The following is a 17,284-nucleotide window of genomic DNA, read 5'->3' as shown; positions in this document are numbered from 1 at the left end:
AACAATAGTGACCGATTTCTGATACAGACTTGTGAGAGAGATACAAGTAATTGAATATATTTAAGATGATGATTAATTCCATACATTAGATCTAACTTCTGTGCATGTATGAATCAATTTGAGTGAAAAAAATCTTACTGGTTGGTATCATCTGGTCATTCTTTCCGATCCAAATATCAGGCCTAATATCCCGAGTTTTTTAAGAAATATTTTTCAATGGGCAGATCAGAGTTCTACCTATGACTGGACATGGTAGGTCTGTTATTTTTTTTATATTTCTCATCGTCATTCTGATTTCCATAACTTCTCCAGTGTATGCAGGCGACAAATACTCTTCCGGAGAGATGGTTCTGACCGCCGGGATAGGAGGAAGTAATGAACTCCAGATCGGTGAAAAGACCCAGGTCATCGTGACGGTAGCCAATGCCGGCCTTATCAATATGAAGTTCGTAAATACCGGTACGATAACTCCGGATTATCTCCCGACAACCGCTCTCTCACTCACTGCACTCCTTGATGGTGGCACCTCTCCGGTGCAGGTATCATCTGACCCCCAGGTGCTCGGTGATGTCAAGGCAGGAACTGTTGTTCAGGCACCGTTTGTTGTCACTGTTCCGGATTATGCCCAGGCGGGAAGTTACCAGCTCCCACTCACGGTGAAGTACAAGTACATGGATGAAGCTACCCAGCATGGACTTGATGAGATCCAGTACAGTTTCAAGGAAGAAGAGCAGACGCTCTACATCCCGGTAACACTCAGAAAGAGCGTCCGCCTTGATGTCAACTCAATCAACACGGGAGATCTCTATGTTGGTGGCGACGGCCATATCATCATCAATGTCACCAACACCGGTTCAGATGACGGGAAAAACACAGTATTCTACCTTGAGCCGGTAGGAAAGGGACCGATTGCCCCGTACCAGGACAGTGTGTACCAGGGAGATTTCCCGGCAAAAACCTCTGCCACCCTCTCATACAAAGTATCGGTTGCATCAAATGCCGATCCATCCATCCAGTATCCTCTGACACTACAGGCTGTATATACCGATTATCAGGGGCTCACTGCACAGAGTGATAAGAAGTCGATCAGTGCAGGATTCAGACCAAAAATATCATTTGTAATCGGAGATCAGCAGAACACGATAAACTCCGGCGGTGAAGGAGTCATCACTGTTCATTACAAAAACACCGGGTCTGACACTATCTATAACGCCCAGGCAGGAATCACGATTGTTGATCCGTTCACCAGCGAGGACGATCAGGCCTACCTTGGTATGATGAAGCCCGGAGATACTGCTGTTGCAAAGTTTAAACTGAACGTCAACAGTGGTTCTACCGCTAAACAGTATGCCCTTGACTCAGAGATCAGATACACAGATGAGAACCTGACCGAGTTTGTGTCAGATCCTATAAAGGTGCCGGTTACTGTGACAGACTCTTCAGGAAATACGATGCTGATATCAGGAATTATCATCCTCATCATCATTGGGGGAGGATACCTCTACCTTCGTCGCAGGCAACTGATCTGAGGAGTTCAAGAGATGACACTCCTGACTCCTTCAGATTTTTATCTGGCAGGCCGGACTGCACACAGCGGGACCATGATACGGGTACTTCTTGCTCTGTTCATCCTCTCCCTCACTGTATCTGGATGCATAATCCATGTATCTGCAGTCCCGTACCCGTATGGAGAGCCTGAATTCATGGCAACCATCGTCGGAGATAATGAATGCACTCCAGGGAATCTGACTCCGCTTACCATTAAAGTTGCAAATATTGCTACAAACCCGGAGTTGATCCTTGACGCTTCAAATCCTGTCGAGTCAAGCCCGATCGTCTCGTATGCAGTACTGCTTACCCTGGAAGCGGGTAATGCTCCGGTAGATATCATTCACACCGTCCAGACCCTGCCGGTTCTTCCGCCTTCAACCGGCGTACCGCTCACCTTTCCGGTGATCATTCCTGCTGAAGCAAAAGCAGGGAACTATTCGCTTGATCTCAAGGTCCAGTACCAGTACGCTGACTCGATTGCAAAAGATGGCCTTACCAATGTGTTCCATTACACAACAAAGGATACAACACTCACCATCCCGATCGTGATCAAGGAGAAGGTCAGACTGCAGGTTGACAATATCACAACCTCATATATCGCACCCGGTCAGGAGGGAATTATCAGGGCAGACATCACGAATATCGGGTATTATTCTGGGGATAATGCATCGGCAGAACTCACAACAGATAAGGAGAGCCCGATATCAGTATACCAGGGAAGTTACCACATCGGAACGTTTGGTGTTGGAGAGACAAAGAGTGTTGAGTGGAGAGCGAAAGTATCAGATACCCTTGATGCAACCTCTATCCCGGCCACGATCCAGATTTCATATGAGGACAGGAACGGTAACCTCACATCTTCACAGCCGGTATCAATAGGAATCCCGGTAAGCAGAGGACCGAAATTCAACATCACGTATGATCAGCCAACAGTTACACCGGGAGGAAGTGCGATTGTCCATGTTACATACATCAACACTGGAGATGCACCGGCCATCGGGGCAACCGCAAAGATCGTCCCGGTAACCCCGGTTTCATCAAAGCAGACCGGCGGACTGCTTGGAGATGTTGCACCCGGAGAGTCGGTTACCACCTCGTATGAGTTCATACTGAGTGAGAAAGCACTGGTCAAACCATACGGTGTGCTCACCGATGTGAAGTTCAGGGGAGAAGACGGTATCATATACCTTTCTGATCCTCTCAAGATAGAACTCAAAACGGCGGAACCCGGGATCCTTGCAACTCTCCTCTCACCAGTCTCCCTGATCGTTCTCATCGGGATACTCCTGATTATAGGATACCTGTTTCTCAAGCGTGAAGGGCTGATCAGAGCATGATTCTGATCAGATTATCTCCTCAACGGGGTGAGTTATGAGCCTGCTGAACTCGTTCTACTGCGGGGTATCTGATCTGGTACTGAAGCGACCTGCCGAGATTCTCCTGGTAATGGCCCTTCTCTTCCTTGCAGCACTCATCGTGATCGGAAATCTCTCCATGGAGTCGGGAGCATCCATCTATCTGAACCATGATGATCCTTCGATGCGATGGTATACCATCTACACCGACAAATTTGCACTTGAAAAGGATGTTGTCCTCTACATATCAGCCCCAAAACCTCTCGATCATGCACTGATCACAGACCTTGGAATCCTGAAGAAGGAACTGCTCAGGATACAGGGGGTTGAAGATGTTCAGACGGTGTACGACGCGATTCTGTTAACAAACCAGGGAACTATCCCGGCAACCAACGATGAGATCGCTGAGGCATTTGCACGACTTCCCAAATCAGATCAGAAGGAGATTGTCCCTGATTCCCTGCATACTCTCGGGACGGTTGTCACCAAAGGTGACACCCAATCACTTCTTGATCCTATCCAGGCAGTAATTGCAGATGCACACCTGCCTCCGGGTGTAACAATCGAGATCAGCGGGAGCGACGCCTTTGATCAGCAGATGATGACCGAGATGACAGAACAGATCTTCGTTCTCATCCTTGGTGCCTTTATCCTGATGTTTATCGGCCTCTTTGTCCTGTTCGGATCTGTACGGTACCGTCTTCTTCCCTTAGCCTTCGTCATGGTCGGCCTTGCATATCTCTTCGGAATACTCGGGGCACTGCGTATCCCGATCAACATCGGGGCAATCGGAGGATTTCCAATCCTTCTCGGGCTTGGGATAGATTATGCAGTTCAGTTCCAGGCCCGGCTCGATGACGAACTCAAAACATCCAGCCTTGAAGATGCTATCAGAACAACGATCTGTAACACCGGATCTGCGGTCCTGTACGCGATGGTTGCAACGATGCTCGGGTTTATTGTCCTCTTCATCACCCCGCTTCCGATCCTTACCGGGTTCACATTCACCGCTATTATCGGTATCCTCTGTGCGTACGGAGCAACACTCTTTGGTTTCCCGGCACTTGCCATCCTGATCAGGTACCACCCGAAAGAGAAATCAGAAAGTGGAGGGCTCCACTTCTTTGAGAAGTATAATAAGGTACTTTCAGGTGTTGCAGAAAGGATTGCCAGGGCTCCGGTGCTTGTTCTCGTTATCGTCCTGATGCTCGCCGGTATCGGAATGGTAATCGATGATCTTATTCCCATAGATACCACCGAGGATTCGATGGTCCCGTCAGATATGCCTGCAAAAGTGGTGATGGACAAGGTAACCAACCTTCTCGGGTCCCAGACACCGGTAGAACTTGTCCTTACCGGATCTGATCTGACCTCACTCGAATCACTCCAGTGGATGGACAGGTATGGAGCATTTATCTCGTCGGTTTACCCAGATGAGATCATCGGGTACACAAGTATTGCAACCCTTGTAAAGGAGTATAACGGTGGAGATCTCCCGTCTTCCTTGTCACAACTCGATCAGGTTCTCTCAACAATTCCTGAAAGTGATAAGAAGAAGTACCTTTCAGATAAAACCATCGGCCTGATGGAGTTTCAGACCATTTCATTGAAAGCACAGCAGATGAGCGATATCAGGAAGGTCGTCACTGACAATGTTGGATGGGCACAGCCGCCACCAGGCCTTTCTGCACGGACCAGCGGGATGTTTGAACTAAATGCAATCACCCTGGATGATATTGTCAAGTTCAAACCACTGATGACAAACCTTGCATTCCTGATGATCCTCCTCTTCCTCATCTTTGCGTACCGGCATTTTGTATCGATTGCACCGATGGTTCCGATCATCTGCGTTGTGGGCTGGAATGCACTTGTGATGTATATTTTTTCGATAGATTACACGTTTATTACGGCTTCACTCGGAGCAATTACCATAGGAGTCTCATCAGAGTACACAATCCTGATGATGGAGCGCTACCTTGAAGAACGGAAAACAACCCCTGATCTGATCGAAGCCATCACAAAGAGTGTCCAGAAGATCGGAGCATCAGTGACGGTATCCGGCCTGGTCACAGCATTCGGGTTTTCTGCTCTCCTGCTTTCATCATTCCCGATTATTTCCAACTTCGGAGTTATGACCGTGATAGCAGTGTTATTCTCTCTTATCGGGGCTATCCTTATCATGCCGGCAGTTCTTGCAATACTCGGGAGGATCGAGGATCACTTCGGGTGATCCTTCTCCTTCTCTGTACACAGAAATGAGATCACCAGAAACAACCCCTGATTCTTTGTACCGGTCAGCATTAATGAAGCCATATCGTACATATTCTCATGATTTATTCAAAATCGAGGATAGAATACACTTAATTAGATCAGATCCTCAATATCAGCATAGAGATGCAGGGATATCTGAAGCGTATTGAGGCTGCCATCCAGTCAGGCCCGATGAAAATTTCAATCGTATACCTGACCATCGGCCTGCTCTGGATATTTTTTTCAGACAGACTTGCCTTCATCATTGCCGGGCCTGATCATGATCGCTTTCTCTTTCTCTCCACGTTTAAAGGCATTGGATATGTATTCGTTACAGCTTTTCTGCTTTATGTTTTGATACGGCATTTTTTTCTCCGGTTTTCTGAAGAACAACGTAAAGCCAAAGAAACTCTCAGGATCAGTGAATCGCTGTTCAGGGGAATATTCAATACCATGCCATCAGGGGCAATAATCTATTCAGCCCAAAATGACGGCTCACGGGGGAGTGACTATATCGTCACTGATATCAATCCGACAGCCCTCTCAATGGAAGGGATATCAAGAGAAATAATAATTGGACATCCCATTACATCCATAAGGCCGGAGATCGATGATTTTGGATTAATCCCCATATTTCAAAAGGTCTGGACAACTGGTGAGACAATATATTATCCTACAACGGTTTACCCGGGCAGCACCACGGTACACTGGTTTGAAAATTATGTCTTCAGACTGCCTGATCACCAAATCATCGCAATATACAATGATGTAACAGAAAAAATGCGTACAGCTGAAGCCCTTTCAGCAAGTGAAGAACGGCTCCGTCTCTCACTGGAGGCCGCAAACGATGGTATCTGGGACTGGAATGTAAAAACAGGGATTGTTAGTTGTAATTCTCAATGGTATACCCAGCTTGGATATGTCCCCGGAGAGATGCCCGCTACCTACGATACCTGGAGAAACCTGATTCACCCCGAGGATCAGCAAGAGGCCGAGCAAACCATCCTGAAACAAATCAGTCAGGAAGACGGAACTTTTTCCGTCGAACTCAGAATGAAGACCAGACAGGGCGGATGGGTATGGATTCTGACAAGAGGCAAAGCAGTTGCATGGGACGAGGATAAGAACCCAATCCGGGTAGTCGGAACCCATACAGATATCTCAAAGATAAAAAATGCTGAATTGAACCTGATAGCAAGCGAAGGGAGACTGCATACACTCATTCAGACCATCCCTGACCTTGTGTGGCTCAAGGATATCAATGGAGTGTATCTTGCCTGTAATCCGATGTTTGAACGGTTTATTGGGAAGAAAGCTGCAGAAATCACCGGAAAGAGTGATTACGACTTTTTTGAGAGAGAAATCGCTGACTTCTTCAGGAGTAATGACCAAAAGGCTGTCGATGCAGAAGGACCATCAGTCAATGAAGAATGGATAACCTTTGCGGATGATGGTCATCGTGCATTTCTTGAGACGATAAAAACCCCAATGTATGATTCTGATAGGAGGCTTGTCGGCGTCCTTGGAATCGGTCGTGACATTACAGAACGAAACACTATACATTCTCAGAATCTCATTCAAAAAAGGAGGCTGGAACAGGCTGAAGCCATTGGTCATCTGGGTAGTTGGGAGTTTGATATCAGGACCGGAACAATCTGGGGATCTGATGAAGGATTCCGAATATATGGTTTAGAACCTCCCGAGGGAAACCTTCTGCCAATAAACGAAATTGAAGCATGCATTCCTGAACGTGACAGGGTCCATCAGGCTCTCATTGACCTGATCACAGATGATATTCCGTATAACCTTGAGTTCGATATAAATCCCGCTGACGGTTCACCCCAGAGGACTATCATTTCCATTGCTGAACTGACAAAAGATGAATCCGGGAACCTTGTCCGGGTAACAGGGGTAATCCAGGATATAACACTAAGGAAATTGATCGAGAAGGAACGTGAGATCCTTCTGGATAACCTTGCACAAACCAATGAGGAGTTGAATGCTGCTTATGAACAACTGAAAGGATCAGAAGAGGAACTGAAATATCAGTTTAATACTTTAGCATTAACTGAAGAGCATCTCAGAGAGACTACCCAGTATCTGGAAAATCTGATAGCATTTGCCAATGTTCCCATCATTGTATGGGACCCGGATTTTTTGATAACCAGGATAAACCATTCTTGTGAGGACCTTATAGGCAGAAAGGCCGAAGCTCTCATAGGAAAACCAATCGAGATTCTGTTCCCCCCTGATAAGGTAGAACATTCAATGCGACTCCTCAAAACTACCACGGCAGGAGTGCGGTGGGATATTGTTGAGATGGATGTTCAACACCTTGATGGATCAATCAGGTCTGTAATCTGGAATTCATCAACGATATATGATGCCACCGGATCCCATCCCGCAGCAACCATTGTGCAGGGGCAGGATATCACTCTAAAAAAGAGACTTGAATATGAAAATAAACTATCATTTGCAGAGATCCAAAAAAACCTGGCCCAGCTTGCAATTCTTAACGACCAGATCAGAAACCCGTTGTCGATTATCCTATCTTGTATAGAGGGTTTAGAAGAACACGATTATATTAAGGTTCTTTATGACCAGATAATCAGGATCGATGATATAGTTACACATCTTGATCAGCGGTGGATAGAATCTGAAAAGATCCTGACAATTCTACAGAAAAAATACAATATCATCGCATCTCCATCTGCCATCCAGGCAATTCAGACGTATGCCAGAGAGCCTGACGATAAAAACCGAAAAATCAGAGATCTGTTACCGGAATCAGCAGGACTCCTGATAAAGGAGATGGAGGCTGAACTCTATACTATTCTCGATAGTATTGATGCATTTATCTTTGTGGCTGATTACGAAACGTATGACCTTTTATACACGAACAAACTCGGACGGAACCTTTTTGGAACCAGTAGCGGGAAAAAATGTTATGAGGTTATTGAGAAGGATCAAACCGGTCCCTGCCCGTTCTGTAGAAACCATCTTCTCATGGATGAATCCGGTCCGACCGGTATCCAAAGGGAGGAAAAAAGAAACACTCATAATGGCAGGTGGTATGATTCCCGCAACCAGGTAATCCGGGGGGGCGACGGAAGACTTGTGCATCTTCAGATTGCAACAGATATCACCGAAAGAAAACAGACTGAAAATGAACTGAGGGAGAATGAATACACCTTCCGGTTCCTTTTTGAGAAGTCATCAGATCCCATTCTGCTGATGCAGGAAGACCGGTTTATTGAATGTAATCAGGCTTCGCTGGACCTTTTGCAACTAGAGGATAAGGAGCAGCTCATTGGTTCAAACCCGGTTGATTTCTCTCCGGAGGTCCAGCCCGATGGACGGTTGTCATCGGAGACAGTTGCCGAATATATCAGAAGTGCCCATGAAAATGGCAGCTGCCGGTTTGAGTGGATGTGCCTGAGATCAGATGGTTCACCTGTTCTTCTGGAAGTATCTCTTCTTTCGATTTTTTTTAAAGGCGAACGGATGCTACATAATACCTGGCGGGATATTACCCGAAGGAAAGAAGCAGAGGAGGCTATCCTCCGAGCTAAAAGCGAGTTAAAACGAAAACTTGATGCAATTCTTTCACCCGGGGGAGATATCGGAACCCTGAATCTGGCGGATATTATAAATATACCTGAAATACAGCACCTGATGGATGATTTTTATTCCCTGACAAAAATCGGGGTAGGCATTATTGATATCCAGGGAGTTGTCCTGGTAGCAACCGGCTGGCAGCACATATGTACAGATTTTCACCGGGCCAATCCACAAACCTGTAAAAACTGCCTTGAAAGTGATATACTCCTATCGGAAGGTGTGCCTGCCGGTACCTTCAGAAAGTACAGATGTGAGAACAATATGTGGGATATCGCCACCCCGATTATGGTCGGCGGAGTCCACCTGGGAAATCTCTTCTTAGGGCAGTTTCTCTTTGATGATGAAGCAATAGATTATGATATATTCAAAGCCCAGGCCCGGCTTTATGGATTTGATGAAAAAGACTACATATCTGCTCTTGAACAGGTTCCACGATGGAGTAAAGAGACTGTCGATACTGCCATGGATTTTTACATCAGGTTAATGAATCTCATCTCTGAAGTCAGCTGGAACAATATCAGGCTTGCACGGATGATTGCAGAACGGGATTTGCGGCTCATTTCGGGAAAAGAAGGATATGCTGGAGATAGAACTGAATAAACCAGGGGAATTACCTGCATGACCTGACCAGTTGAATCCTGGCATTATTCTTCTCATCAATCAACCGGTCGATATATCTGGTAAGAATCTTTTCATCACCGGCTCCGTCTTGAAGATGTTTGTGAAGTTCAGCGATCATCCCGGCCCCGGCTGTCCTCTCAGCAATGAATGCACTAATATCCTTGAGACAGGGGGACGCTCTGACCAGATCAGACTGCAGATATGCTCTGGCATCGTTCTCGATTCTTTTGTATACCGAAAGCGTATCTGCGATATCATCAGTTTTCAGACAGACGACTCCTGCCAGTTCACGCAGATAGCGGGTTGTTGCTGATGCTGCAACAGCCAGTGCAATAGCAATGAAGATCCGGTTCATCTCGCTCCTTCTGGTAAGAAACCGTGAAATCCTGCTCTCCGGAGCGATGCGGTTCATCAACCATGTCACCCATTTCCTGAACCTGGCACCCGGTCCTGCCTCACTCTTTCCCGGGTGATAATCTCCTGACTGGATCAGATCCTCCCTGGAAGCTGCATGAAACTGGAGTGCTGCATACACAGCAGGCAGAATTAACCCTTCATCATAGAGTTGTCTGTACTGTTTCTGCTCAAACCGGAGGGCTTCCAGCCAGAAGAGTTTGAGGATCTCCCTGCGGTCAGGATGTTTCCTGATCTCACTCCAGAAATCGCGGATCTTCTCGGCCTTGGAGGCTGACATTGCCCTGTACTCTTTCACAAACATCCTGGCGGTCTCATGATCGATGATATTGCTCATGGGCGAGTTCTGCAGGTTCAGTTCTCCGGACCTGCAGGTAACAAGATCGGTATAGATCTGGTGAAACTGTTTTACCAGCCTGGTCTGACCAAGACCAAGGCGATGGATGAGGGGACCGATAGTCAGGCCCTGGAAGAGGATGGTAAACAGGACAACTGCCACAGAGAACTCCACAATCACATCACGATACGGGAACGAGTACGGAAGGGAGAGTGAGAGGGCGATTGCTACCGCTCCACGCAGACCTCCCCAGAAACTGACAACCTGGTACGAGAGCGGAACTTTACGGGGAGTGAAGAGATTGTAAAGGCCGAATATGCCAAATACCGGAATAATCCGTGCAACCGTAACCACTGCAACAAGGAGAATAACCCCGAGGATAGCTCCGCTCATGAACACGGAGAGATCCTGAAGTGACGCTATGGCGATTCCGACAAGGAGAAAGATCATACTGTTTGCCAGGAACCCGATATACTCCCAGAACCGGTTGAGTTCATCCCTGCGGTCAGGGCCGATCCAGTCAGATGCAGCTCGTGCTGCAAGACATCCACAGACCACTACGGCAATAACCCCGGAAAACCCGCAGATGTGATCACTGATCAGGTACGAGAGATACGCTGCAACCAGGGTTGTAGTCTGGTGAATATGGGAGTGAAGCGGAGTTCGTTTCAGGACAAACCGTAGCAGGAGTCCTGTGACGAGTCCTACAAGAATTCCTCCGACAAATGAGGTCAACACAGAGCTTGCAAACTGCACCGAGGTATGTGATACCGAGATATTCTGATCAAGCAGCGAGGCCCCGATGAGAGCAAGAACCATCTGGAACATGACGATTGCAGCAGCATCGTTGAGAAGGCTCTCACCTTCAACCAGAATCTGGAGCCGTTTCGGCACCCCTATCTCCTTGAATATGGAGATGACCGCTGCTGGATCGGTTGCCGAGATCAGGGCACCGAAGAGGAGGGCGTATAGGAGGGGAAGCGGAAAAATGGCAGAGAGGAGTGCACCAATAATGACACCCGATATGATTACACCAAGGATGGCAAGACCCAGTACAGGAAAGAGATTTCTGCTGAGCAGACGGGTGTTCATGGCTATCGCTGACTCAAAGATCAGGAGAGGGAGGAAGAGGTAGAGGATAATATCTGTACTTGGAACCATCCCCTCAAACGACTTCAGGGTGGAGATATGAGGGACGATAAACGATGAAAAGACGTAGCCGGTTATGACAAGGCCTATTGTATAGGGCATCTTCAGATGCCGCAGGGTAATTGCGGTGATTATTGCGATGAGCAGGAGCGTTATGACGATCGTTTCATCGGCTATGAGCAGGTTTTGATCCATGGCCTGTGTACCCTTCCGATATATGGGCAGCAGAGGTTTATGAGATCTGGGATTGGGTATACATGTCCAGACGATACGAGACGAACACTGAGATCATTGTGATAGAGGAACTGAAACAACAATATAAAATTGTGATATTAAATATTATTGATCAACTCTTCCGTCCCTGAACTGGATGATTCTGTCGAAAAATTCGGTGTGCCATGGTTCATGCGATACCATAACAACGGTCTGGTTCTTCTCCTCGTTGAGATGCCTGAATAATTTTAGAATCGTCTGGGATGACTCGGTATCCAGGTTTGCACATGGTTCATCGGCAAACACAATCGCAGGACTGTTCATCAGTGAACGTGCTATAGCAACCCTCTGCTGCTGCCCCCCTGATAATTCCTTCCGGAGGTGATCGGCCCTGCCTCCGAGCCCGACGTCATCAACAAGCCCATCGGCTATCTCCATGACCTCGTGATAGTCACGCCCGAGACCAAGCCCCGGAATAGCCACATTTTCAACAACCGTTAAATCTTCGATGAGGGCATAATCCTGGAAAACATACCCCATCTGCTCCAGGCGGAACCGGGCTTTCTCTTCTGTAGTCATGGACGATGTCTCCTGTCCATTGATACATATCGTTCCTGAACTCGGGGTGTCAAGAAGGCCGACTTGGTGGAGAAACGTTGATTTTCCGCTCCCACTCGGCCCCATGATCCCGACGAACTCACCTTTTTCAATGCCGGTTGATACGCCCCGGAGTGCATGGACCTGGACATTACCCATGTGGTATGTCTTTGTCAGGTCTCCTGTTTCAACGATCATCCGTTTACCAACTCCAGAATGTCGCGGTTTGCCGTCCGATACGCGGGAATCAGGCCAGCGACAACTGAAACAATTCCAAGAGCCAGGAACGACGGCAGAATGATCGTGAGATCCATAACCGGATACACGAAACCAGCCGGGAACTGCAGCGGTGAAGCCCTGAGATACTCCCTGATACAGGTAAAGATACAAAATCCAAGCAGGGCACCTGAACAAAAGATGAATAATACCTGGATCAGGTAATCCCTGATGATATCACGCTCCGGAATTCCTACCGCCTTGAGAATTCCAATCTGTCTCCGCTGGTTGATCGTGTTGATATAGATAATGATAAAGATGACAATACTCGCGATAACAAGCGAGAAGACAACCATGATCATGCTCAGAAGGTTGAAACTCTTGATTGCATCACCGATCATTCCTTCCCCTTTCTGAGCGCTGGTTTTCACGCTATCCCTGATTCCATACTCAAGCAACCGGTTCTTTCCTTCATCAGGATCGGTTCCGGGCGTGAGGGAGACGAGGATTGTGGATGATCGATCGCTTTGACCAAGGATTTCGGTCATCTCCTTTCTGGTGATAAATGCCTGGGAATCAGTATTGAAGAACCCGGTCTCAAATACACCACTGATTGTCATCTTTTTTATTACACCGTTTGCAAATGACACATCCAGACTATCACCGGTATGAACACCGCCAAGTGACTCCATCTTGTCTTTGCTCTCGTCTTCGTGTCCTGCAAGAATGCTTCCGATCAGAACTGTATCAGTATCCCCGTCTGAAAGATACCGCCCTTCTGTCATCTTTCCCGCAAGGTTGATCACCTCCCGGTCATCTGAGGGAATGATGGCAACTACCCCGCGAGAGAGAGTCCGGGTATCAGATTTGAGAGAGGTACTGACCGATGCACGTGAACTGACAGCAGCAACCCCCGGGATCTTCTTTATCATTCTGACCTTTCCATGGGTATCGGAGATGAATGTGTTATCATCATCGGGATCTATGACCAGGTTTCCGTACTGGTAATCGGTGACCTGTTTTGTGTATGCACCGGTAATCCCCCCGACAAGCGATGGAAGAAAAACCATAAGTACAAACGACATGGCTACGACCAGAATGGTCAACACGAGAGTTCCCTTGTTTCCCCGTCTGATGGCCCGGGACGCCAGGTAGAAGGGTATGGACACCTTCTTCATTCAGTGTTCCTCTTCCGTTTCCACAGGAAAACGCCGCCGCCGAGAAGAATGATGATCCCCAGGACAGGAAGAACCGGGATGTCAGATTTTTTTGATACCGTGATCTCTATCGTATCTTTGAGGACATCAGTACTATTCCTGGTGTAGATAGAGATGGGAACCGGGATATCGCCGGCTGGTGCATGCTGAAGGTAAAAAACGGCAGGTGCATCATTGTCAGGTTCGATCTTCCCGACAAATGCCTCTTTTGTTCCATTGAGTTTTGTATCAATCCTGGCCCTGACTCCATCTGCATCACCGGTTCCCGTATTCTCAATTCTGACGATAAGGGTAAACTGGTTCCCCTCCGTGACTCTCCCGGGATCGGTGGAAACCGATGATATTGATAACTCGTGTTCTCCGGTAACCCTGACAGGGATCTCCTCGTTCTGTTCGATGATCCTGCCTGACGCAGTGTTAAACCTGATATGACATTGAACCGGGTGAATCCCCTCGGTTACCTCTCTGCTTGTCAGGATGGAAAAGTCCACAGGGACCTCGTCTCCCGGGCCGAGCCTTCCGATGTGGATGGAACCAGGACTTGTAAAGGAGACCTCCCTGCTTTCTGAACTTACATTAAGAATTACTTCACTAGCTGCAGTCTCTCCTGTGTTTTTAAGGACCAGTGTGCCAGTCATCTCATCTCCCGGGATGACATGATCAGGAATATTCTTGAGAACGATAATAGCCGGGTTCTTTTGTACGAGCCGGTCATCATTGATATTTACCGGTATCGGATATTTCAGGCTCCGGCCTCCCTGCGTAGCGATATGGAGTTCCGGGAAGTATATTCCGGTTTTTTGAGGCGCTTTCACGAGAAAGGTGAGCGGGATAGACTGGCCGGGCCCGACTTCACCAACCCTGCGATAGTCGCCTGATATAACCTCAAGACCGTTACCAAAGAGCTCTACGTCGTCGATGTAGGCATTGATCTCTTTCGTCTCCGTAACTGACTCCGCAGGATCAGTACCGGATTTTGTTGTCATGGAAGCAGCTTTCGCGGTGTTGGTGACGGTAGCCGTGATGAGTGCAGATCCCCCGGGCATGATAACTTCAGGCTGAACCTGGTATCCGGTGATCACGATGGTGGGTTCACTGGCCGAGCAAAATCCACAGAATAAAGAGAGGAAAAGCAGACAGATGATTACTGATGCTGGTCTGGTTCTGATGAACCCTCCTCTGGTTTTATACAGGTATCTCCCGGAGTCCGGGATCTGTTCTGACATAAGTGTCATTATAACTGACACGTGTGTCAGCATTGTAGATATACATTCCTGACACCAGTGTCATTATTACAATCTGAACATAAATTATTGGGTATGCCGCGGGTTTTGCCTGACTATAAGGAAGAGTCACGAAAACAGATCCTCCTTGTTGCAACACGTCTCATACTTGAAAAGGGATACAAAAATGTGAATATGGGAGATATCGCTGCCGAGGCTGGGATTTCACGCCCGACATTGTATCTTTACTTCAAAGATAAAAAAGACCTGCTAATGGCAACATTACAGAATATGATCGAGGATGTGGGTGACGCTCTCGAGATATCCCTGGCTTCAAGCGATACATCACCAGATGGTGGATTTTTTGATCGGGTTCACGAATTGTATGGTGATAAGTTTGCCATTTTCTTTGAGATCATCAATGCCACCGGCATTGACCCTGATCTGTTCAATGAAATAGGCAGACTTCATGAGAAATTGCTGGAGCGGATGACCACCCATATTGAAACCCGGATTCCGGCATGTAAAGAGAGAATGGATCCTTATATTGTTTCAAATGCTCTCCTTGCTCTATTTATCGGACTTCAGATCAGGAGAAAAATAGGGCTTCCGCAGGATCAGGTGAGGGAATCATGGAACACAGTCCTCCACGCCCTGATCGGTGATATCAGTCAGAAACAAACAGACCGTATTTGAACAGGGACATTCCATTCGATCAATCCGGATCTCATAATGTCCTGAACTACTGAGTTCAGAGATCTCTTCACATGGGTGAAGAGATCTGACAATTTCCGGGTTTATGACCGTTGAACCTGTTTCAGAACCAGACTCTCGGAAAAGATCCTGTCAAACGGCTTGGCCATCTGATCCTTCATCGCAGGTTTGATCTTCTTCTGCACAAATGGCAGTCCCATCAGCAGGGAGAAAAAGAACCGTGAGAACCGTTTTCTATACTGGTACTGGGGAAAGTCATAGAGCCCGTGCGACTTGTAATACCGATGATCTGCTCTGAAGATAGGTCTCAGATCTCCCCATACCGCATCCCTGAGCACGATATGACCGGCAACTGCAGGAAACATGGGCGGTTTTTTGTACCCGTCACGTGAAGCCTGAACAGCCCGCTCTGCTGTCGACCTGATGACTGCGTCGATAAGGGAGGAATTTTCAGGCTCATCAGTGATGATATCCACGAGGTTTCCTCCACCCAGTAGACTGGTAAGGTTCTCTCTGAGCCCGGGCACATTGGCAAGCGGTCCTTCGACCACGATCACAAGCTGCTGGTTTTGAAACCGTGGGACATGACCGAGGAAGAAACTCCGGTCAAAGAACTGTTTCCAGGCAGCCGAAAGGTAGCGATCCCTGACAGACCCTGCATAGATGATGATGTCTGCCTGTTCGATCTGCTCTTTCCAGAACGAGCAGAACCCGTCAGAATAGATACATGTGTTGTCGAATGCGCACTGACAACATCCGAGGCATCCCCCTTTCATCCCGATATTATCAAGGTGTACGGTTTTTGCTTCCGGGAGTCCAGTAGCCATCTGCCTGACCATTGCCTCTAAATTAGAGCCTGAAGCAGCATCATGGAGAATAAGCGTCTTTTTTCCATGAGTCTCAACCGGACTGATGGTTCCGGGTGTGTATACAGGCGAGCCGGTTGGAATCCTCGGATATGCCCGGATAGCAGATCTTTTTTCACTACAGGCCGAGAGGATATCTTTGCCAAACAGCACAAGCTGACGCTGGTTCTTCTCCTCGAAGAGATCGTTCATGGCTGCCGAGAAGGATCCGGCATACGTCATCCCGAGATCCTCGCTGATCCCCTGGAGGTACTCATGGACCTTCTGATCAAAGAAGTGAACAGAGGTGCTGATAGATGCAGCATACTTTCCTGCAAAAAGATCCACTGCATTGCGTTCAAACAGGAGTTCAACGAACCGCTTGTACTGGGCAGGTACATGCTGGAAGTACACCGGTGTGGCCCAGAGGATCAGATCAGCATCCCTTATGGATGAACAGATACTCTCCCACTCTTCCGGTTTCTTCTCGATTCCTGAGATCTTTCTACTGATTTGGCAGGAGATAAAGGTATGATCAGGGTTTGCCAGCTCGAGAAACCGGACATACTGCATGGTGATGCTCTTCTCTCCTTTCGGACTTCCGTTCAGAACACAGATCTTCATATTACTCCTCCTCTGGTTTTTCTTCAAACATCTTCAGCATCTTTGTGGCAAGTGCATGGAATTTATCGGCTTTTACAAGAGCAATGCCACGCTTCTCATCTCCGAGAACCATCAGGGAGTCCCCCGGATTAATCCCGAATATCTCTCTTGCATCCTTGGGAATGACAATCTGACCACGTTCCCCGACTTTTACCGTTCCAAAGATATGTTTCCCATCCCCGCAACTCTCATCTTCAACCATAGGAATTATTCATCCCAAACATACTTTTCATACCTGTGTGAATTGTGTGAATATAATGATATGCAAAGAAGAGGAATATCGTGCTCCTGACAGGTC

11 protein-coding genes are annotated in these 17,284 nt (G+C 47.5%); 5 read left to right on the top strand and 6 right to left on the bottom strand.

What is annotated here, in order from left to right:
- Window positions 1–239 precede the first annotated feature (239 nt).
- The 4 genes from ACHZA2_RS09090 to ACHZA2_RS09075 all read left to right on the top strand — a co-directional run bounded on the left by ACHZA2_RS09090 (window position 240) and on the right by ACHZA2_RS09075 (window position 9,377).
- A complete protein-coding gene (locus ACHZA2_RS09090) occupies window positions 240–1,529 on the top strand; it encodes an S-layer protein (RefSeq protein WP_319579447.1) in 1,290 nt (429 codons plus the stop codon).
- A 12-nt stretch (window positions 1,530–1,541) separates the two neighbouring features.
- A complete protein-coding gene (locus ACHZA2_RS09085) occupies window positions 1,542–2,888 on the top strand; it encodes a hypothetical protein (protein WP_319579446.1) in 1,347 nt (448 codons plus the stop codon).
- 34 nt (window positions 2,889–2,922) lie between these two features.
- The gene (locus ACHZA2_RS09080; RefSeq protein WP_319579445.1) at window positions 2,923–5,136 is read left to right on the top strand and encodes a hydrophobe/amphiphile efflux-3 (HAE3) family transporter; all 2,214 of its coding nucleotides are present in this window, start codon (window positions 2,923–2,925) and stop codon (window positions 5,134–5,136) included.
- Between the two features lie 164 nt (window positions 5,137–5,300).
- Window positions 5,301–9,377 (top strand): PAS domain S-box protein, encoded by a 4,077-nt coding sequence (locus tag ACHZA2_RS09075; protein WP_319579444.1) that lies wholly within the window; start codon window positions 5,301–5,303, stop codon window positions 9,375–9,377.
- A gap of 10 nt (window positions 9,378–9,387) precedes the next feature.
- On the opposite strand, the gene ACHZA2_RS09070 is transcribed toward ACHZA2_RS09075, so the two are convergent.
- The 4 genes from ACHZA2_RS09070 to ACHZA2_RS09055 all read right to left on the bottom strand — a co-directional run bounded on the left by ACHZA2_RS09070 (window position 9,388) and on the right by ACHZA2_RS09055 (window position 14,776).
- Window positions 9,388–11,493 (bottom strand): sodium:proton antiporter, encoded by a 2,106-nt coding sequence (locus ACHZA2_RS09070; RefSeq protein WP_319579443.1) that lies wholly within the window; start codon window positions 11,491–11,493, stop codon window positions 9,388–9,390.
- Window positions 11,494–11,637: 144 nt separating this feature from the next.
- On the bottom strand, window positions 11,638–12,306 hold the full coding sequence (locus ACHZA2_RS09065) for an ABC transporter ATP-binding protein (RefSeq protein WP_319579442.1): 669 nt from the start codon (window positions 12,304–12,306) through the stop codon (window positions 11,638–11,640).
- On the bottom strand, window positions 12,303–13,502 hold the full coding sequence (locus tag ACHZA2_RS09060) for an ABC transporter permease (protein ID WP_319579441.1): 1,200 nt from the start codon (window positions 13,500–13,502) through the stop codon (window positions 12,303–12,305). The genes ACHZA2_RS09065 and ACHZA2_RS09060 overlap by 4 nt, the downstream gene beginning before the upstream one ends.
- Window positions 13,499–14,776 carry an LPXTG cell wall anchor domain-containing protein gene (locus ACHZA2_RS09055; RefSeq protein ID WP_319579440.1) on the bottom strand — a complete coding sequence of 426 codons (1,278 nt, stop codon included), beginning with the start codon at window positions 14,774–14,776 and terminating at the stop codon, window positions 13,499–13,501. The genes ACHZA2_RS09060 and ACHZA2_RS09055 overlap by 4 nt, the downstream gene beginning before the upstream one ends.
- Window positions 14,777–14,860: 84 nt before the next feature.
- Here ACHZA2_RS09055 and ACHZA2_RS09050 point away from each other — a divergent pair, with 84 nt between their 5' ends.
- Window positions 14,861–15,460: a TetR/AcrR family transcriptional regulator gene (locus ACHZA2_RS09050; protein ID WP_319579439.1), complete on the top strand. Its 600-nt coding sequence runs from the start codon at window positions 14,861–14,863 to the stop codon at window positions 15,458–15,460.
- A 101-nt stretch (window positions 15,461–15,561) separates the two neighbouring features.
- Here ACHZA2_RS09050 and ACHZA2_RS09045 read toward each other — a convergent pair whose 3' ends face one another.
- Together ACHZA2_RS09045 and ACHZA2_RS09040 are read right to left on the bottom strand one after the other, a co-directional pair.
- Window positions 15,562–16,947 (bottom strand): NAD(P)H-dependent oxidoreductase, encoded by a 1,386-nt coding sequence (locus tag ACHZA2_RS09045; protein WP_319579438.1) that lies wholly within the window; start codon window positions 16,945–16,947, stop codon window positions 15,562–15,564.
- A gap of 1 nt (window position 16,948) precedes the next feature.
- Window positions 16,949–17,188: an AbrB/MazE/SpoVT family DNA-binding domain-containing protein gene (locus ACHZA2_RS09040; RefSeq protein WP_319579437.1), complete on the bottom strand. Its 240-nt coding sequence runs from the start codon at window positions 17,186–17,188 to the stop codon at window positions 16,949–16,951.
- Window positions 17,189–17,284: the final 96 nt, after the last annotated feature.

This window comes from uncultured Methanospirillum sp., assembly GCF_963668415.2.
GTDB lineage: Archaea > Halobacteriota > Methanomicrobia > Methanomicrobiales > Methanospirillaceae > Methanospirillum.
The sequence above is the reverse complement of the archived record's forward strand: the minus strand, read 5'-3'. Positions and strand labels throughout refer to the sequence as shown.